Annotated in this window: 15 protein-coding genes and 1 riboswitch; of the genes, 8 read left to right on the top strand and 7 right to left on the bottom strand. The window is 68.6% G+C overall.

Features of this window, described 5'->3' with window-relative positions; translation table 11 throughout:
- Nucleotides 1-7: 7 nt before the first annotated feature.
- Nucleotides 8-1444 carry a cysteine--tRNA ligase gene (gene cysS, locus RS883_RS09670; RefSeq protein ID WP_315759998.1) on the top strand — a complete coding sequence of 479 codons (1437 nt, stop codon included), beginning with the start codon at nucleotides 8-10 and terminating at the stop codon, nucleotides 1442-1444.
- Nucleotides 1445-1666: 222 nt separating this feature from the next.
- Here cysS and RS883_RS09665 read toward each other — a convergent pair whose 3' ends face one another.
- From RS883_RS09665 to arfB, 3 genes are all read right to left on the bottom strand, one after another.
- The gene (locus tag RS883_RS09665) at nucleotides 1667-2272 is read right to left on the bottom strand and encodes a redoxin domain-containing protein (protein ID WP_315759997.1); all 606 of its coding nucleotides are present in this window, start codon (nucleotides 2270-2272) and stop codon (nucleotides 1667-1669) included.
- A gap of 13 nt (nucleotides 2273-2285) precedes the next feature.
- Nucleotides 2286-4316 (bottom strand): protein-disulfide reductase DsbD family protein, encoded by a 2031-nt coding sequence (locus RS883_RS09660; RefSeq protein ID WP_315759996.1) that lies wholly within the window; start codon nucleotides 4314-4316, stop codon nucleotides 2286-2288.
- A 197-nt stretch (nucleotides 4317-4513) separates the two neighbouring features.
- Nucleotides 4514-4939, bottom strand: a complete 426-nt coding sequence (arfB, locus tag RS883_RS09655; RefSeq protein ID WP_315759995.1) for an alternative ribosome rescue aminoacyl-tRNA hydrolase ArfB — start codon at nucleotides 4937-4939, stop codon at nucleotides 4514-4516.
- A 125-nt stretch (nucleotides 4940-5064) separates the two neighbouring features.
- Between arfB and RS883_RS09650 the strand changes: the two genes are divergently transcribed.
- Nucleotides 5065-5763, top strand: a complete 699-nt coding sequence (locus RS883_RS09650; protein WP_315759994.1) for a pirin family protein — start codon at nucleotides 5065-5067, stop codon at nucleotides 5761-5763.
- A 100-nt stretch (nucleotides 5764-5863) separates the two neighbouring features.
- Nucleotides 5864-6466, top strand: coding sequence for an NAD(P)H:quinone oxidoreductase (wrbA, locus tag RS883_RS09645; protein ID WP_315759993.1), 603 nt, complete (start codon nucleotides 5864-5866; stop codon nucleotides 6464-6466).
- Nucleotides 6467-6506: 40 nt separating this feature from the next.
- On the opposite strand, the gene gcvPB is transcribed toward wrbA, so the two are convergent.
- The 4 genes from gcvPB to gcvT form a co-directional block, all read right to left on the bottom strand.
- Complete coding sequence (gene gcvPB, locus RS883_RS09640) at nucleotides 6507-8081, bottom strand: aminomethyl-transferring glycine dehydrogenase subunit GcvPB (protein WP_315759992.1); 1575 nt, start codon at nucleotides 8079-8081, stop codon at nucleotides 6507-6509.
- Nucleotides 8078-9436, bottom strand: coding sequence for an aminomethyl-transferring glycine dehydrogenase subunit GcvPA (gcvPA, locus tag RS883_RS09635; protein ID WP_315759991.1), 1359 nt, complete (start codon nucleotides 9434-9436; stop codon nucleotides 8078-8080). The genes gcvPB and gcvPA overlap by 4 nt, the downstream gene beginning before the upstream one ends.
- Nucleotides 9437-9558: 122 nt before the next feature.
- Entirely contained in the window at nucleotides 9559-9930 is a 372-nt protein-coding gene (gene gcvH, locus RS883_RS09630) for a glycine cleavage system protein GcvH (protein ID WP_315759990.1), read from the bottom strand.
- Nucleotides 9927-11096, bottom strand: coding sequence for a glycine cleavage system aminomethyltransferase GcvT (gcvT, locus tag RS883_RS09625; protein WP_315759989.1), 1170 nt, complete (start codon nucleotides 11094-11096; stop codon nucleotides 9927-9929). Before gcvT ends, gcvH begins: the two co-directional genes overlap by 4 nt.
- A 170-nt stretch (nucleotides 11097-11266) precedes the next feature.
- Nucleotides 11267-11359, bottom strand: a riboswitch (glycine riboswitch).
- 242 nt (nucleotides 11360-11601) lie between these two features.
- Between gcvT and mdlC the strand changes: the two genes are divergently transcribed.
- From mdlC to RS883_RS09600, 5 genes are all read left to right on the top strand, one after another.
- Nucleotides 11602-13248: a benzoylformate decarboxylase gene (mdlC, locus tag RS883_RS09620; RefSeq protein ID WP_315759988.1), complete on the top strand. Its 1647-nt coding sequence runs from the start codon at nucleotides 11602-11604 to the stop codon at nucleotides 13246-13248.
- Complete coding sequence (locus RS883_RS09615; protein ID WP_315759987.1) at nucleotides 13245-15698, top strand: TonB-dependent receptor; 2454 nt, start codon at nucleotides 13245-13247, stop codon at nucleotides 15696-15698. The genes mdlC and RS883_RS09615 overlap by 4 nt, the downstream gene beginning before the upstream one ends.
- A gap of 12 nt (nucleotides 15699-15710) precedes the next feature.
- The gene (locus tag RS883_RS09610; RefSeq protein WP_315759986.1) at nucleotides 15711-16115 is read left to right on the top strand and encodes a nuclear transport factor 2 family protein; all 405 of its coding nucleotides are present in this window, start codon (nucleotides 15711-15713) and stop codon (nucleotides 16113-16115) included.
- 19 nt (nucleotides 16116-16134) lie between these two features.
- Entirely contained in the window at nucleotides 16135-16887 is a 753-nt protein-coding gene (locus RS883_RS09605) for an IclR family transcriptional regulator (RefSeq protein ID WP_315759985.1), read from the top strand.
- A gap of 129 nt (nucleotides 16888-17016) precedes the next feature.
- The gene (locus RS883_RS09600) at nucleotides 17017-18123 is read left to right on the top strand and encodes a retropepsin-like aspartic protease (RefSeq protein WP_315759984.1); all 1107 of its coding nucleotides are present in this window, start codon (nucleotides 17017-17019) and stop codon (nucleotides 18121-18123) included.
- Nucleotides 18124-18125 lie beyond the last annotated feature (2 nt).

Below are 18125 nucleotides of genomic sequence, written 5' to 3'. Positions count from 1 at the left end.
GGACGCGATGAACGCACCCCTTCGGCTCTACAATTCGCTCACGCGCGCGATCGAGGACTTCCGCCCGATCGATCCGGCGGAGGTGCGCATCTACACCTGTGGGCCGACGGTCTATAACTACCAGCACATCGGCAACATGCGCGCCTTCCTGTTCGCCGACACGCTCGGCCGGACGATGCGCTGGAAGGGCTATGGCCTGCGCCACATCATCAACATCACCGATGTCGGCCACCTGACCAGCGACGCCGACGCCGGCGCCGACAAGATGGAGGCTGCGGCCGCGCGGGAGGCGAAGTCGATCTGGGAGATCGCGGCGCATTACACCGACGCGTTCAAGGTCGACGTCGCGCGGCTCAACATCACCCCGCCCGCCAAATGGACGGTCGCCACCGACTATATCGAGCCGATGATCGAGTTCGCGAAAACGATCGCCGACGCGCATTGCTACCAGCTGGGCAGCGGGCTTTATTTCGACGTGTCGACCGTGCCCGATTACGGCCGCCTCGCGCGCGCGGCGACCGATGTCGGCGAAAGCCGGATCGACCCCATTGACGGCAAGCGAAATCCACAGGATTTCGCAATCTGGCGCACCTCTCCGCCGGGCGAACAGCGTCAGATGGAGTGGGATTCGCCCTGGGGGCGCGGCGCGCCGGGCTGGCATCTCGAATGTTCGGTGATGAGCCGGATCGAGCTTGGCCAGCCGTTCGACATCCACACCGGCGGCATCGACCACCGCGAGATCCATCATCCCAACGAGATCGCCCAGAACCAGGCGCATTGCGGCTGTACCGATGCCGAACCCGGCTTCACCGGTGCGAAGCTGTGGATGCACAACAATTTCCTCGTCGATCGCGGCGGCAAGATGTCGAAGTCGGCGGGCGAGTTCCTGCGGCTCCAGACGCTGATCGATCGCGGCATTCACCCGCTGTCCTACCGCCTGATGTGCCTGTCGGCGCATTATCGAAGTGAGCTCGAATTCACCTGGGAAAGCGCGCTGGCGGCGCAGACCCGGCTCAAGCGGCTGGTACAGGCGGTGGAGAAGCTGCGCGCCCCCCCCGACAAGCCGTCGCGCGGGACGCCCGATCGTTATCGCGAGGCGTTCGACGCGGCGATCAGCGACGACCTCAACACCGCGCGCGCGCTTCCGATCGTGGACGAGGCGCTGGCGGACAAGGCGCTGTCGCCGGCCGATCGTCTGGCGCTGGCAGCCGAGTTCGACGCGGTGTTGGGGCTGGAGCTTACGACGATCACCCGCGCCGACCTGCGCGTGCGGCCGGTGGATGCCTCGATCGACGAGGCGGGCATCGAGGCGAAGCTCGCCGACCGGCGCGAGGCGCGGGCGGCTAAGGACTTCATGAGGTCGGACGTCCTGCGCGATGAGCTGATCGCGGCGGGTGTCGAGGTGATGGACGGCGATCCGCTAGGGTGGGACTGGCGGCTTTAGGCCGGAGCTTTAGCCAGCTCCCAACCCGTTCGTGCTGAGCTTGTCGAAGCACGTGCCTCCAGCGCTGCGCTCCGCTACACGTCCTTCGACAAGCTCAGGACGAACGGTAGTAAACATGCGCCCGCCACCACGCCACCTACCCCGGCGGAGGCCGGGGTCCAGAGCCAAGCAACTCGACGTTCGTAGCCCTGGACCCCGGCCTTCGCCGGGGTACAAGATACGTCAACTCTCGGGATATTTCACCGAGCACCCGTAGGGCCGGCTCTCCGCGACCGAGACCGGCTCGCCCGCCTTCATCTCAGCCAGCGCCGCGGTGACGTGGTTGCGCGCGCCCGCGATGTCGCCGGCGTTCGCGGTGGGCTTGTCGTCAATCCCGCCCTGATAGACGAGCTTGCCCGCCGGATCGATGATGTAGAGGTGCGGCGTCGTCTTGGCGCCATAACCCTTGCCCACCACGCCGCGCGGATCGAGCAGGTAGCGCGTCGCCTTCGACCCGTCCTTGGCGAACTGCGCCTGCGCCTCGGCCGGGGTCATGTTCCCCTGCTTGCCCGGCGCGCCGGAGTTGATCGTCAGCCAGACCGCGCCGCCCGCGGTCGCGGCCGCCTGCGTGCGCTGCATGTTGCCGCTGTCGTAATGCTTGCGCACGAAGGGACAGCCGGGATTGTGCCACTCGAGCACGACGGTCTTGCCCTTGTAGTCGGACAGCGCGACGTTGCGGCCGGCCATGTCGGTCAGCCGGAAATTGCCCGCCGCGGCGCCGGTCGTCTGCTGCGCGATCCCGGGCGCCGTCAGCGCCGCGACTGCTAGGCCAAGCATCATCGCCTTCATCGTTCGCTCTCCCTCATGACCCGATCCCCGCCTTGGCCGGCAGGTCGGCCAGCATCGCGGGGGTCAGCACCTGCGGCAGCACGCGCGGCTGCGCCGCTCCCGGAGCGTACCACAGGTAGAGCGGCACGCCCGCACGGTTATGCGCCTCGATGAAGCGGCCGAGCGCCGGATCGCCATCGGTCCAGTCGCCGACCAGCACCTCGACCCCGCCCTTCTCGAACGCGTCGGCGACGGTGTCGGTCTCGATCGCCACCTTCTCGTTGACCTTGCACGTCACGCACCAGTCCGCGGTGAAATAGGCGAAGACGGGCTTGTTCGCCTGACGCAGCGCGGCGAGCCGCGCCTCGCTGAACGGCTGGCCGTAATCGGCGGCGGGTCGCACGGCCTCGGGCCGCAGCAGCAGCGCGGCGCCGAGCGAAATCGCCAGCAGCGGGATCGACAACCCCCAGGGAACGGGCGCGCCCTTGCGCTGGCGCGTCCCGACCGCGAGCAGCGCAAAGGCCATCAGCAGCACCGCAAGCGCACCGACGACCAGCCCCTGTCCGCCCGCCTGCCGCCACAGCACCCAGCCGAGCGCGAGCGACGTCAGGAACATCGGCACCGACAGCACGCGGCGCAGCGTTGCCATCCACGGCCCGGGCTTCGGCAGCCGCCGCCGCAGCGCCGGCACGAACCCGATCGCCAGGAACGGCAGCGCCAGCCCCAGTCCTAGCCCCGCGAACACCGCCAGCGCCGCGGCGGTCGGCAGGATCAGCGCCGCACCCAGCGCCGCCCCCATGAATGGCCCGGTGCATGGCGTCGCCACGAAAGCAGCCAGCGCACCGGTCAGGAACGCACCGCCCTTGCCCCCCGCCGCCAGCCGGTTGATCGCACCCGGCGCCGACAGTTCGAACAGCCCGGCCAGGTTGAGCGCGATGCCCGTGACGAGCAGCAGGAGCACGAGGATGACGCGCGGGTCCTGAAGCTGAAATGCCCAGCCGACGCTCGCGCCGCCAGCCCTTAGCGCCAGGATCGCGCCGCCCAGCGCCAGGCAGACGAGGATCACGCCCGCCGAATAGGCAAGCGCCTCGGCGCGCGCGCCGCGTTCGCCGCCGCCGGCCCTTGCGAGGCTCAATGCCTTGAGGCTGAGGATCGGGAAGACGCACGGCATGACGTTGAGGATCAGCCCGCCCAGGATCGCGCCGCCGAATGCGGCGAGCGCGGTTGCCCAGCTGAACGCCGCCTCCGGTCGCACCGGCGCCACCGTGCCCGGCGCCGCCCGCACGGCGAAGCCGCGACCGTCCCCCAGCGCGAGCACACCCGCGATCTCACCCGGCGTCTTGCCGCCCGCCTGTGTGTCGATCACGAGCCGATCGCCGTCCCGGCCGACGCTCTGCGGCGCGGCATAGGCGACGGCGCCGTCGGTCAGCGGGAAGAAGTAAGGGTCGGGCGCAGTCTGATCGGCGGGCCAGGGCACCGCGATGCGCGTGCGGCCATTCTCGACCTGGAACACCGCGGGGCTGCCGAGAGGCTTGGGCATCGCCGTGCGCCACGCATCGAACTGCGCGCGCCGCTCGGGCCGAATCGCGCCATCGCCGACGGTGAGCATGGTAGAGAGCTGCGCAGTTTCGGGCACGCAGATCTCGTTGGTGCAGACGAGGTAATCCGCCTTGACCGCGATCGGCAGCTTCGTGCCCGGGGCCAGACCAGTCGGGAGCTTGAGCCGCACGAACTGCGCGAATGGGCCTTCGTAGACGTAATTCATCAGCCCGCCGATCACGAGCCGGTGCGGCACCGGATATTCGAGCGCCCCCGCGGTCAGGCCGGCGGGGAGCGTCCAGTTCAGCGTCGTCTCGATCCCGGCATCGCCAGGGTTCTTCCAATAGCCATGCCAGCCGGGATCGGGCTTCGACGCGAGCGCCAGCGTGACCTCGCTTCCCGGCGCGGGCGTGTCGCTTTCCGCAACGAGTTCGATCGCGATGTGCCGCGGCTGCGCGGCCAGCTGTGCGGCGGCGGGCGCGGTGAGGAAGAGCGCAACGAGCAGTGCGAGCAGGCGAACGATCATGGCCCCAGCCTATCCCGCCGGCGACCCCGGCGCCACTGGACCTTCGACCCAAAAAGAAAGGCCAGCCCCAGAAGGGACCGGCCTGAAAGTTTTAGGAGAGGATGCCTGAAAGGCAGGGTCTTTTTGCGTTGCAGCGAGAAATGTTGCAAGTGCGAACAACATCAATGCAGTTGCATCTTCTGCAATCACCAAGTGCATCAGTCGAGATTGACCCGGCCCCGCCCGCTCTTGATCGCGCCGCGCCGCGCCTTGGCATCCACGCGCCGCGTCTGGGAGGCGCGCGTCGGCTTGGTCGCACGCCGCGCCTTCGGCACGATCGTCGCCTCGCGGATCAGCGCCACCAGCCGCTCGCGCGCGTCGCGCCGGTTCATCTCCTGTGATCGGGCGCCGTCGGCGCGGATCACCAGCACACCGCCCTGTGTCATGCGATGGCCGGCCAGCTCGGCGAGACGCAGCTTCACGCGTTCCGGCAGATTGGGGGACGCGCCGACGTCGAAGCGCAGCTGCACCGCGCTGTCGGTGGTGTTCACATGCTGTCCGCCTGGCCCCGCGGCACGCGTGAAGCGTTCCTCCAGTTCCTCGCTGTCGATCGCGATCGCGCGGGTGATGAGGATCCGGGGCATGACAAGCTCCTGACAGGTCGGTCGCGCCGCCGTCAGCATCGCGGCGTGAAACGATCCGTTTCCATGGTTTCCGTTTTCGCGCCAGGGCCGATCGCCTATCTCCGGCTCAACCAAGGAGATATTCGATGATCGACAAACGGTCTTTCGCTTCGCTCGGCCATGCCGATCATGGCTGGCTCAACGCGCGGCATCATTTCTCGTTCGCCAACTATTACGATCCCGCACGCATGGGATGGGGTGCGATCCGCGTCTGGAACGACGACGAGATCGCCGCGAACAGCGGCTTCCCGCCGCATCCGCATCGGGACATGGAGATCATCACCTATGTCCGATCGGGCGCGATCACGCATCAGGACTCGATGGGCAACCAGGGACGCACCGGCGCTGGCGACGTCCAGGTGATGTCGGCCGGAACCGGCGTCCGCCACGCCGAGTATAATCTGGAAGGCGAGACGACGACGCTGTTCCAGATCTGGATCGAGCCCAAGCGCAAGGGCGGCGCGCCGAGCTGGGGCGCGAAGCCCTTCCCCAAGGGCGAGCGCTCGGGCCGGTTCGTCACGCTGGCAAGCGGGTTCGAAGGTGACGGCGACGCGCTGCCGATCCGTGCCGATGCGCGCGTGATGGGCGCCACGCTGAAGGCAGGCGAGAGCGTCGAGCACACGGTCGGGGATGGCCGCCACGCCTATCTCGTCTCCGCCACCGGTGTGATCGAGATCGATGGCGAGCGGTTCGAGGCGCGCGACGGCGCGGCGCTGACCGGCGGCAAGACCTACACGATCCGCGCGGTCGAAGAGGCCGAACTGGTCCTCGTCGACAGCGAATAAGCGTTCGGCGCCCGCATCCCTCCAGCGGGCGCCCGGGAGGAAGGCAAATCCCCTACCCCCGCCTTCCTCCCAACTCTTCCATGCATCAGGAGACACGACGATGGCAAAGGTTCTGGTCCTCTATTACTCGTCCTATGGGCACATGTCGCAGATGGCGGACGCGGTGGCCGATGGGGCACGCGCCGGCGGCGCGCAGGTCGACGTGCTGCGCGTGCCCGAAACCGCCCCGGCCGAGGTCGCGGCGGCCGCGGGGTTCAAGTCGGACCACACCCACGCCGTCATCGACAATGTCGAGAAGCTCGCCGACTATGATGCGATCGTCATCGGCAGCCCGACGCGCTTCGGTCGCATGTCGAGCCAGATGGCCAGCTTCCTCGACCAGGCAGGCGGGCTGTGGTTCCGCGGCGCGCTGAACGGCAAGGTCGGCGCTGCCTTCACCTCGACCGCGACGCAGCATGGCGGTCAGGAGACGACGTTGTTCTCGATCATCACCAACCTCTTGCACTTCGGCATGACGGTGGTCTGTCTCGACTATGGCTATCAGGCACAGATGTCGAACGACGCGGTCAATGGCGGCACGCCGTACGGCGCGTCGACGATCGCCAATGGCGACGGCAGCCGCATGCCGAGCGAGGTCGAGCTCGACGGCGCCCGCTATCAGGGCAAGCGCGTGGCCGAGACTGCGGCGAAGCTGTTCGGCTAGGTTCAGCTAGGGGGCGGCCATTTCGGCCACCCCCTCGCCCTTACTCCGCCGCTTGCACCAGCGGCGCTTCCTTCCACACCAGCACCGGCTTGCGCGCAGCCAGCGTCTCGTCGAGCCGGCGTCGCGGCGCATAATGCGGCGCGGCCTTGAGCGAGGCATCGCCCGCCTTCGCCCGCTCCGCCACGCTTCCCAACGCATCGATGAACTGGTCGAGCGCCGCCTTCGACTCGGTTTCGGTCGGCTCCACCAGCATCGCGCCGTGAACGACCAGCGGGAAATAGACCGTCATCGGGTGGAAGCCCTCGTCGATCAGTCCCTTGGCAACGTCGAGCGTCGAGAAGCCCGCCGGGAAGCCGTCGTCGCTGAAAAGCGCCTCGTGCATGCACGGCCCGCTCTTGGCGAAAGGCGCGGCGAGCGCGCCCTCCAGCCTGCGCAGCACGTAATTGGCGTTGAGCACCGCATCGCCCGACACCTGGCGCAGGCCGTCGGCGCCGTGGCTGAGGATATAGGTCAGCGCCCGCGTGAACATGCCCATCTGGCCATGAAATGCGGTCATCCGGCCGAAGCTGTCGGGGTGGCGATCCCCGACCGTCTCCTCCTCGACCAAGGTGATATGGCCATCGCCATAGCGCTCGGTGAACGGCAGCGGGCCATAGGGCGACAGCGCCTCCGACAGCACCACCGGCCCCGACCCCGGCCCGCCGCCGCCATGGGGGGTCGAGAAGGTCTTGTGGAGGTTGATGTGCATGGCATCGACGCCCAGGTCGCCCGGTCGCACCCGCCCGACGATCGCGTTGAAGTTGGCGCCGTCGCAATAGACATAACCGCCAGCTTCATGAACGGCATCCGAGATGATCTTCAGATCGCGTTCGAACAGGCCGCAGGTGTTCGGATTGGTGATCATCACGCCCGCGACGTCGGGGCCCAGCCGGCTCTTCAGCGCCTCGGTATCGACGCGCCCCTCGTCGGTCGCGGGGATATTCTCGACCGTGAAGCCGGCGAACGCCGCGGTTGCGGGGTTGGTCCCGTGCGCGCTTTCGGGGACGAGGATGATCTTGCGATGCCCCTCCCCGCGTGCCTCCAGCGCCGCCTTGATGCACAGGATGCCGCACAGTTCGCCATGCGCGCCCGCCTTGGGGCTCATCGCGACGCCATGCATGCCGGTCAGGTCGATCAGCCAGAAGGCGAGTTCGTTGATGACGCCGAGCGCGCCCTGCACCGTGTCGACGGGCTGGAGCGGATGGATGTCGGCAAAGCCCGGCATCCGCGCCACGCGCTCGTTGAGCCGCGGATTGTGCTTCATCGTGCAGGAACCGAGCGGGAACAGCCCCAGGTCGATCGCGTAATTCTGGCGACTGAGGCGCGTATAGTGCCGTACCGTCTCCGGCTCCGACAGGCCCGGCAGCCCAATCGGCTTGGCGCGCGCGAGCGACCCAAGCCGGCTGGCCCCCTTCGGCACTTCCGGCAGGTCGACGCCCGTGGTCTCGCTCGTCCCGATCTGGAAGATCAGCGGCTCTTCCAGCATCAGCGCGCGGTTGCCCGTCGTCGTGACGGGCGCATCGCCGTCCACCGCGTTCATCTCGGGCTTCCACCCGCTCTGGTTGATCGCGTTCATGCCAGCACCTCCTCGAGCGCAGCGGCAAGCTGTTCGACATCGTCCCCGGTCGCCGTCTCGGTCACCGCCACGACCAGGCCGCGCTCCAGCGCCTGCACGCCCGGATAGAGCCGGCCGAGCGACACACCCGCCAGGATGCGGCGATCGGCGAGTTCGCGGACGATCGGTCGCGCCTCCTTCGACAGCTTGAGCGTGAACTCGTTGAAGAAGGTCGGCGTCACCAGCTCGACCCCCGGCACCTGCGCCAGCCGGTCGGTCGCAGCGCTCGCGGCAAGGTGGTTGGCCTCCGCCAGCCCGCGCAGCCCCGCCTCGCCCAGCAAGGTCATGTGGATCGAGAAGGCCAGCGCACAAAGCCCTGAATTGGTGCAGATATTCGACGTCGCCTTCTCACGCCGGATATGCTGCTCGCGCGTGGAGAGCGTTAGCACGAAGCCGCGCTTGCCCTGCGCATCGACGGTCTCGCCGCACAGCCGGCCCGGCATCTGGCGGACATATTTCTCCTTGCAGCCGAACAGGCCGACATAAGGTCCGCCGAACTGGAGCCCGACGCCTAACGACTGCCCCTCGCCAACGACGATGTCGGCGCCCATCTCGCCCGGCGACCGGATCACGCCCAGCGCCACCGGCTCGGTCACGACCGCGACGAGCAGCGCCTTCTTGGCCTGGCATGCGGCGGCAAGCGCCGACAGGTCGGCGATGCGGCCGAGGATGTCGGGATACTGGACGACGACGCAGGAGGTTTCGTCGTCGATCGCGGCGATCAGCGCGTCGATGTCGCCTTCGGGCGCCAACTCGGGCAGCGACGCATGCACGTCGTCGCCGGTGAACTTCGCCATCGTCGTCGCGACCGAGACGTAATGCGGGTGCAGCCCGTTCGACAGGATCGCCTTGGCCCGCCGCGTCACCCGCCGCGCCATCACGATCGCTTCCCAGCACGCGGTCGAGCCGTCGTACATCGATGCATTGGCGACGTCGGTCCCGAGCAGGCGCGCGACCTGCGTCTGGAACTCGAACAGCATCTGCAGCGTGCCCTGCGCGATCTCGGGCTGATAGGGCGTGTAGGCGGTCAGGAACTCACCGCGCTGGATCAGGTGATCGACGCTGGCGGGCACATGGTGCCGATACGCGCCGCAGCCGAGGAAGAACGGCACCTCGCCGGCGACGAGGTTCTGGCGCGCGAGCGCGGCCATGTGCCGCTCGACCGAAAGCTCGCTGGCATGGAGCGGCAGGCCTTCGATCGGACCGTCGAGCCGCGCAGCTTCGGGCACGTCGGCGAACAACGTATCGATCGAAGGCGCGCCGATTACGCGGAGCATGTCGGTGCGATCGGCGTCGGTGAGAGGTAGGTAGCGCATTCAATGTCCTCCCCCCTCCCCTTCAGGGGAGGGGCAGGGGGTGGGGAGCGTCTCACCGAGACCAGCGCCCGCGGCTACGCCCCACCCCAACCCCTCCCCTGAAGGGGAGAGGCTATTTGGCTTCAAAGCGTTGCGACGAATGCCTTGTACGCCGCTTCATCCATCAGCCCGTCGAGCTCGCCGCGGTCGCCCAGCGTCAGCTTGAAGAACCAGCCAGCGCCTTCCGGATCGCTGTTCACCAGCGACGGATCGTCGGTCAGCGCGGCATTGCCCTCGACCACCGTGCCGGTGACGGGGGCATAGACGTCGCTTGCGGCCTTGACGCTCTCGACCACCGCCGCCTCGCCGCCCTTGGCGACGTCGCGGCCCTGCTCGGGCACTTCGACGAAGACGATGTCGCCGAGCTGCGCCTGTGCATAGTCGGTGATGCCCACGGTCGCGGTATCGCCCTCGACCTCGATCCATTCATGCTCGTCGGTGAAATATCGCGTCACTTGGGCGCTCCCTTGCGGACATAGCGGTGGGGGACGAAGGGCATCGGCACGACGCGTGCGGCGTGCGGCTTGCCCCGCTGAAGAAGGGTAAGGTCGGTGCCCGGCACGGCGAGCGCGGCGGGGACGAAGGCGATCGCGATCGGCTGGCCGACGCTCGGCGCGAATCCGCCGGAGGTGACGCGGCCGATCGGCGCGCCCTCGCCATCGACGACGAGCGCGCCCTCGCGCACCGGCTGGCGCCCCTCGACGATCACGCCGACGCGCTTCATCGCGCTGCCACCGGCATGTTCGCCAAGTACACGCTCGGCGCCCGGAAAGCCGCCGGCATCGCGCCGCCGCTTCGACAGCGCGAAGCCGAGATCGGCCTCAACCGGCGTCGTCTCGGGCGTCAGGTCATGGCCATAGAGCGGCAGCCCGGCCTCGAGCCGCAGCGAATCGCGCGCGCCCAGGCCGATCGGCTTGACCTCGGGCTCGGCGACCAGTGCGTCGGCCAGCGCCTCGACGGCATCCTCAGGCACCGAAATCTCGAAACCGTCCTCGCCGGTATAGCCGGAGCGGCTGATCCAGAGCGCGGCGCCGTTCCAGTCGAACGCACCCGCTTGCATGAAGCCGAGCGCGGCGACGCCGGGCACCAGCCGGTCCAGCACCTCGACCGCCTTCGGTCCCTGCAACGCCAGCAGCGCGCGCTCGTCGAGCAGGTTTAGCGTGATCGCGTCGTCCAGCCGCTCGCGCAGATGGGCCATGTCGTCCCACTTGGTCGCGCCGTTGACGACCATGTAGAAGGCGCCCTCACCCTCCCCCAGCGGATCGCCGGCGGGCAGGCGCGCGAGCATCAGGTCGTCCAGGATGCCGCCATCGTCGGCGAGCAGCAGCGAGTAACGCTGCCGCCCTTCGCCCAGCCCCGCGACGTCGGCCGGCAGGAGTGCTTCCAGCGCCTCGACGACGTTCGGCCCTGCGATGCGCAGCTGGCCCATATGGCTGACGTCGAACAGCCCCGCAGCCTCGCGCACCCACAGGTGCTCGGCCATGATGCCTTCGTACTGGATCGGCATGTGATAGCCGGCGAACTCGACCATCCGCGCACCGTTGGCCCGATGCCAGGCATCGAGCGGGAGCGACAGCGTCTCGATGGGCTCGAGCTCGTCTTCGGCAAGCGTTTCGGTCAACAGGCGGCTCCGCAAGCGACGGGTTGGCAACGATGCAGGTCCACCCAACGGTCGAACGCGGCATCGCCCCCTCTGTCACGGGAACCTGAGAGCTTTCCTCCGAGCGTGGCCGGAGTTACCCCTTCGGTGGGCGCCGGGCACGAACCCGCCGCCGCTTTCCAGAGCATCGCACGACCCGCGCGGTCCTTGGCACCTGAGAGATTCCGGGGCGGTTGCTCCTTCGGTGGCGAGCCTTACGGCCCGCACTCTCCCGCGCGGTTTCGCCGGTCAAACCGGCAGCGACGCGCAAACGGTGTCGCGGCAGTGCAGCAGTGTCAATCACGCCGCCGATGGCGCTGAGACATTTTGGCGACGGGTACCTGCTTTCGCCCGACAAGCGGCAGCGAATGCTTGCCAAGCCCACATTGCTCGCGCAATCATGCGTTCAGAATAGCGAAACATTCGCATACAAGAAGATTATCGGGGAGTGGATGATGCGTCAGGGCGCACGTCGAATCGAGCAGGCATGACTGCTGCCGGACTGCACGTCGCGCGCTTGGCCGATGCCGCCGGGCCGACGGTCCGCAATGCCGTGACGGCGCTGCTCCGTGAACTCGGCCTCACGACGATCTTCGGCAATCCTGGCTCGACCGAGCTGCCCATGTTCCGCGATCTACCCGCCGACTTCCGCTACGAACTCGGCCTCCAGGAATCGATCGTCCTCGCCATGGCCGACGGCTTTGCGCAGGCGACGCGGCGCGCGGCGCTCGTCAACCTGCACAGCTCGGCCGGGGTCGGCCACGCGATGGGCAACCTCTTCACCGCCTATCGCAACCAGACGCCGCTGGTCGTGACCGCCGGCCAGCAGGCGCGATCGATCCTGCCAAACGACCCCTTCCTCTATGCCGAGCGCGCGACCGAACTGCCCCGCCCGTTCGTCAAATGGGCGTGCGAGCCGGCGCGGGCGGAGGACGTGCCCGCCGCGATCCTGCGCGCCTGGAACGTCGCGATGCAGGCGCCGCGTGGCCCCACCTTCGTCTCGATCCCGATCGACGATTGGGAGCGTCCCTGCCGGCCGATCGCGATCGCGCGCACCAGCAACCGCGTCGCCCCCGATCCCGACGCGCTCGAAACTGCCGCCACGCTGCTCGACCGCGCCGACCGGATCGCGATCGTTGCTGGCGCCGGCGTCGCGCATGACGATGCCCGCTCGGCGCTGCTGACGCTCGCCGACCGGGTCGACGCCGGCGTGTGGATCGCCCCGATGGCGGCGCGCAACCCGTTCCCCGAGGACCACGCGCGCTTCCGCGGCTTCCTCCCCGCCTCGCGCGAGGCGATCGTCGCGGCGCTCGCCGGCCATGACGCGGTGCTCGTGCTCGGCGCCCCGGTTTTCGTCCAGCATGTCGAGGGCGCTGGGCCGTTCGTGCCCGAAGGCGCGCAGCTCATCCAGATCGGCAACGATCCCGATCAGGCCGCGCGGCTGCCCGCCGGGCTCGGCATCGTCGGCGATCTCTGCCTCGCTCTGCCCGCCCTGACCCAGCGGCTTCGCCCTCGTCCGGCAAGCGTCATGACGTCAGCGACAGCGCCATCGCCGTCCCCTGACACGCTGACCGACGCGCTGCTGATGAGCCGCCTCGCTGCGCTTCGCCCCGATCGCCTCGCCATCGTCGAGGAGGCGCCGAGCACGCGCGGGCCGCTGCACGACTTCTTTCCCATCCGCGCGGAGGACGAGTTCCACACCTGCGCCAGCGGCGGCCTGGGCCACGGCCTTCCCGCCGCGGTCGGGGTGGCGCTTGCACGACCCGACGTGCCCATCCTTTGCCTGCTCGGCGACGGGTCGGCGATGTACGCGATCCAGGGGCTGTGGTCCGCGGCGCAGGCCGGCGCCGACATCGCCTTCGTCATCGTCAACAACGGCGGCTACGCCGCGCTCGACCAGTTCGGCGCGCTGTTCGGGATCGAGGTGGTGGGGTCGAAGCTACCCGGCATCGACTTCGTCAAGCTGGCCGAGGCGCAGGGCATGCCCGCGACGCGGGTCGCCGATCCGGGCCACCTCGACGACGCCATCCGCGCGCTGTTCGCCGCCCGCGGTCCGCGCCTCCTGGAAATAATCGTCACTTGCCAAACCGACGCGGTCCAACAAGAGGCCGCGCAAACAGAGGGGAAATCATGAAGCTACTCACCACCGCGCTCGTCGCGCTGCTCGCGTCGACCAGCGCCTATGCCCAGACCTCGCCCACCGGCGATGGCACCGGCGATCCCGCGCAGCAGACGCCCGTCGCCGATCCCGCCGCACAGGCCGATCCCGGCGACATCATCGTCACCGCGCAGAAGCGCGAGCAGAGCCTTCAGGACGTCAGCGCCGCGGTCACCGCGGTCGGCGCCGACCGCCTCGCCACCGCCCAGGTCGCGAGCCTCCAGGATCTGCAGACGATCGTCCCGTCGGTGAATTTCGGCAGCGACTTCAACCAGGCCAAGATCTTCATCCGCGGCGTCGGCGCCAACACCTCGACCACGGGCAGCTCGACCGGCGTCGCGCTCCACGTCGACGGCGTCTATATCGCGCGTGCCGAGGCACAGCTCACCTCGCTGTTCGACCTGGAGCGCGTCGAGGTGCTGCGCGGGCCGCAGGGCACGCTGTACGGCCGCAACGCGGTCGGCGGCTCGGTCAACCTCATCACCGCCAAGCCGACCTCGACCTTCTCGGGCTATGCGCGGCTCACCTACGGCAACTACAACCAGATCTTTGCCGAGACCGCGGTCAGCGGACCGATCACCGACTGGCTGCGCGCCCGCGTCGCCGTCCGCACCGAGAACCGCGACGGCTTCGGCGAGAACCCGGTCACCGGCCGGGATGTCGACGACCTCAAGCGTCGCATGGCGCGCGCGCAGTTCGACTTCGACTTGGGCAGCCAGGCAAGCTTCCTGCTGTCGGGCGAGTATTTCCGCCAGGACGATTCGTCGGGCGCGATCCACTATCTTCGCGCCTCGTTCCCCGGCGTCGCCCGCCTCGCGCCGCTCGGCGTCGGCGGCTATGCGGTCCGCCCCCGCGATCTTGCGAGCGAGAGCCAGGTCGGCACCGATACCGAGACGTGGGCGGTCACCGGCACGTTCCGCTGGGACCTGACCGACGAGATCGGCATCACCAACATCACCAATTATCGCCGGTTCAGGAGCTCGCTGTTCCAGGATCTCGACCTGTCGGCGGTCATCAACAGCCTGGCCACCAACGGCCAGGCGACGACCAACCAGGAACGCCGGATCGATTCGAAGCAGTTCAGCAACGAGCTTCAGCTCAACTATACCGGCGATCTCGGCAGCCTCGTTCTCGGCGCCTTCTATTTTCATGAGCGGCAGCGGCCGATCGACAACGTCGGCCTGGCGCCCCGCAACGGACAGCTCAGCAACATCGCCGTGCTCCAGGCGGCGGGCATCAGCCTCGACGAGGCGTTCGGGCTTTGCGGCTATGGCCCCGGCACGCTCGCCAACGGCGGGCTGATCGCGCCGAAGCGGGTCTGCACCCGGTCGAACCTCGGCACCCGCGCCTTTGCCGTGTTCGGTCAGGCCAACATCGCGCTGGGCGGGCTGTTCGGCGACGGGCTCGACGGCTTGGCGCTCAAGATCGGCGGCCGCTACAGCGCGGAGACGGCGTCGTCGGAGAACCCGTCGATCGTCATCACCCGCAACGGCCTGGGCCCGGTGCTCCGCTACACCGCCGACCAGACGCGGCGTCAGCGCACCTTCCGCGACTTCACGCCTGAGCTCGGGCTCGAGTGGAAGATCAACCCCGACCTGCTCGCCTATTACACCTATTCGGAGGGCTTCAAGGCGGGTTCGGGCGAGAACGCGTCGGGCTCGCGCACGATCGTCGATCCCGAGACGATTCAGAACCACGAGGCGGGGATCAAGGCGACGCTGGCACCCGGCTATACGCTCAACCTCGCGGCCTATACCTACACGCTCGACGGCCTTCAGCTCAACAAGACGATCGCTGGCGGACCAACGGGTTACACGACGATCTTCGAGAATGCGGCGAGCACCGAGGCGAAGGGCATCGAGGCCGAGGCGTTCATCCGTCCCACCCCGAACCTGCGCTTCTCGGGCGCCGTCTCCTACACCGATGCCAAGTTCGAGGATTACTTGACGCTCGATCCGCTCAACCCGGCGAACGTCGCGACCCCGGGGGCGCCGGCCTACAACGCCGTTACCAATCCCAATCCGATCGCGTTCGGCGCGCCGGGCAGCGGCAACATCCAGCTTGCCGGCAATCGCACGCGCAACACGCCCGAATGGGCCTGGAACGTCCATGGCGAATGGGACGTGCCGGGCGGCGAGGAGTATCTGAACGGCAAGCTGACCGCCGCCGCGGACGTTTCGTACAAAAGCCGCATCTATTTCAGCGAGTTCGAGCGCGATATCGAAAGCTCGCGCGCATTCACGATGGTGGACGGCTCGCTCAGCTACCTGACGATGGATCGCAAGCTGAAGGTCGACCTGTTCGTCAAGAACGCGTTCGACACCTTCCGTCCGTCGTCCACCTTCGCGCTGGCGACGGGGCGGCTGATCGGCGTCACCTATCTGCCGCCGCGCACCTATGGCATCGCGCTCGGCTACAACTTCTAAGGGAGACGGGGCATGGGGCTGACCGACGATGAACGCCGCGCGATCGAATTGGACTGTACGCGGCTGGTCAGCCTCTATGCCAAGCTGAACGATGAGGCGCGGTGGCTGGAAGTCGCCGCGCTCTATGCCGAGGATGGCGTGATGGCCCGGCCGACCGCGCCCGATGCGCCGATCGTCGGGCGCGACGCCATCCTCGCCGCCTTTACCGCACGCCCCCCGCGCACGACGCGGCATGTCTGCTCGAACATCGTCATCGACGTGGAGAACGCGAACCACGCCGCAGGGTCGAGCGTGATGCTGCTGTTCACGGGCTATGGCGCGCCGCTCGTCGGCAATTTCGACGACCGCTTCGTCCGCACGCCCGAGGGTTGGCGCTTTGCCGAGCGGCGCGGGTCGCTCACCTTCGCGCCCGACTGACGCGCGGTATAACGGTTCGATGCCCGACTCGCCCCCCGCCCCCGCCACCGTCAAGTCGGCAATGCGCACGCTCGACATCCTCGAATATGTCGTCGCCCATGGCCGGCCGCTGGTGGCGCAGGAGATTGCCGGGGCGCTGCTGATCCCTGTCTCCAGCCTTTCCTATCTCCTGACGACGCTGGTCGAGCGTGGCTATCTCGCGCGTGACGGCCGCCGCTACTCGGCCGGCCCCCGGCTCGAGCGGCTGCACGCCCGCGCCCCCGCCTTCTCGCTCGCCGAGCGCGCCGCGCCGCTGGTCCGCGCGCTTCGCGTCCAGCTCAACGAAACCGCGTCCTTCTTCGTCCGACGCGGCTGGGAGTGCGAGGCGCTGGTGACCGAGAGCAGCGACCACGCGCTCCGCTACGCCGTCCAGACCGGCCGCCGCGTCCCCCTCCACGGCTTTGCCGCCGGCAAGGCGCTGATGGCGTCGCTGGAGGACGAGGAACTCGAGCGCTATTTCGCCGAGACCGAGCGCGTCCGCTTCACTCCCACCACCATCTGCTCCGAAGCCGGCCTCCGCGCCGAGATCTACGCGATCCGCTCGACCGGGTTCGCGCACACGCGGGAGGAGCACACCCCCGGCATCCGCGGCATCGCCCGGCCCGCGACCGTCGACGGTGAGACGATCGGCGCGTTCGCCTTCGCAATCCCGATCGTCCGATACGACGACGCTACCGACGTGCGCGCGGCAGCGTTGCTCCAGCGCATCACAGATCTAATCGCGGCAAGCTGAGGCTCGCGCCTCTCGCAAGCTGCGATGAAGCGCGCTAGGCGTGCGACCGTGCGTTGGAACCCGATCCTTTTGGCGGCTGCGGCCCTATCCACTTCCGCCGTTCCGGCAATGCCCGAGGAGGCTTCTCCCGTGCTCGCGCGCGATGCAGAGGCGCGCTGGATCGACTTCGACCTGACACCCGGCAATCAGGTCCGGTTCCAGATGGAGGTGGCGGGCCAGCGCGCCAGCGCCATCCTCGACACCGGCGTCAGCACCAGCGTCGCCTCTCGCCTGTTCGCCACCCGCGCGGGCCTGCGCACCGAGACTTCGCGCGGCGAGCGCGCCGATGCGATCGGCGGGGCGGTCCCGCTCGGCTGGGCACGCGTCGACCGCGTCGCGATCGGCGGCCTCACTCAGGCGAAAGCGCGTTTCGCCGTCGTTGACCTCTCGGCGGTCGCCACTGGCGGGACCGAGCCCGTCGACATGCTGATCGGCAGCGATCTCCTCGCCTGCTGCGCGCTCGACATCGACTATGCCGCGCGCCGTTTCCGCCTGTTGCCGAGCGGGCGGATGCCGTTCACCGGCGCACGCGCGCCGCTCACCCGGCTGCCGCGCAGCGGCGTCTTCTCGACCAGCGCGCTGATCGGGGGGCGACAGGTGCGACCGCTGATCGTCGACACCGGCGACGGCGCCGCGCTCACCCTGTCCCGCACGGGATGGACCGCGCTTCGCACCAAGCCTCGCGCGATCACCAGCGCGGTCGCCTTTGGCCTGGGCGGCGCGATCGAGACCGAGATGGCGGTTCTCCCCGCCGTCCGGTTCGGCACGCTGGGCCCCGTTCCGGTCGAGACACGGATCGAGCCGAGCGGCGGGTTTTCGGACCAGACGGGCACCGCCGGCCGGCTCGGCAACGGACTGTTCCAGCGTTATCGCGTGCTGATGGACGCTCGCGCCGGTCACATCGTCTTCGCGCCCACCCCGGGCTCCGCGCAGGCGCCGCTCAAGTCGACCAGCGGACTGCTCGTCGGCTATGACAGCGGGCGGCTCAGCGTTCTCCACGTCATGCGCGGCAGCCCGGCGGCGACTGCGGGGTGGAAGGTGCGCGACCAGATCTGCACCGTCGACGGTACCGCGGTGCCGCCGCCATCGGGGGGTAGCGTCGACACCGGCTGGTCGGCCGGCGCCCCCGGGCGCGTTGTCGGTTTCGGCATGTGCGACGGCACCGAACGTCGGCTGACGCTCAAGCAATTCTACTGAGC

The organism is Sphingomonas sp. Y38-1Y (assembly GCF_032391395.1).
In the GTDB taxonomy this organism is placed as follows: domain Bacteria; phylum Pseudomonadota; class Alphaproteobacteria; order Sphingomonadales; family Sphingomonadaceae; genus Sphingomonas.
This window is presented reverse-complemented; position numbering and strand designations above follow the sequence as displayed.

What these genes read in the sequence shown, in the direction of transcription:
- RS883_RS09665 (WP_315759997.1), bottom strand. Translation starts at nt 2,272, where the DNA reads ATGAAGGCGATGATGCTTGGCCTAGCAGTCGCGGCGCTGACGGCGCCC.
- RS883_RS09660 (WP_315759996.1), bottom strand. Translation starts at nt 4,316, where the DNA reads ATGATCGTTCGCCTGCTCGCACTGCTCGTTGCGCTCTTCCTCACCGCG.
- RS883_RS09650 (WP_315759994.1), top strand. Translation starts at nt 5,065, where the DNA reads ATGATCGACAAACGGTCTTTCGCTTCGCTCGGCCATGCCGATCATGGC.
- RS883_RS09605 (WP_315759985.1), top strand. Translation starts at nt 16,135, where the DNA reads ATGCCCGACTCGCCCCCCGCCCCCGCCACCGTCAAGTCGGCAATGCGC.
- gcvPB (WP_315759992.1), bottom strand. Translation starts at nt 8,081, where the DNA reads ATGAACGCGATCAACCAGAGCGGGTGGAAGCCCGAGATGAACGCGGTG.
- wrbA (WP_315759993.1), top strand. Translation starts at nt 5,864, where the DNA reads ATGGCAAAGGTTCTGGTCCTCTATTACTCGTCCTATGGGCACATGTCG.
- RS883_RS09610 (WP_315759986.1), top strand. Translation starts at nt 15,711, where the DNA reads ATGGGGCTGACCGACGATGAACGCCGCGCGATCGAATTGGACTGTACG.
- arfB (WP_315759995.1), bottom strand. Translation starts at nt 4,939, where the DNA reads ATGCCCCGGATCCTCATCACCCGCGCGATCGCGATCGACAGCGAGGAA.
- mdlC (WP_315759988.1), top strand. Translation starts at nt 11,602, where the DNA reads ATGACTGCTGCCGGACTGCACGTCGCGCGCTTGGCCGATGCCGCCGGG.
- RS883_RS09615 (WP_315759987.1), top strand. Translation starts at nt 13,245, where the DNA reads ATGAAGCTACTCACCACCGCGCTCGTCGCGCTGCTCGCGTCGACCAGC.
- cysS (WP_315759998.1), top strand. Translation starts at nt 8, where the DNA reads ATGAACGCACCCCTTCGGCTCTACAATTCGCTCACGCGCGCGATCGAG.
- gcvPA (WP_315759991.1), bottom strand. Translation starts at nt 9,436, where the DNA reads ATGCGCTACCTACCTCTCACCGACGCCGATCGCACCGACATGCTCCGC.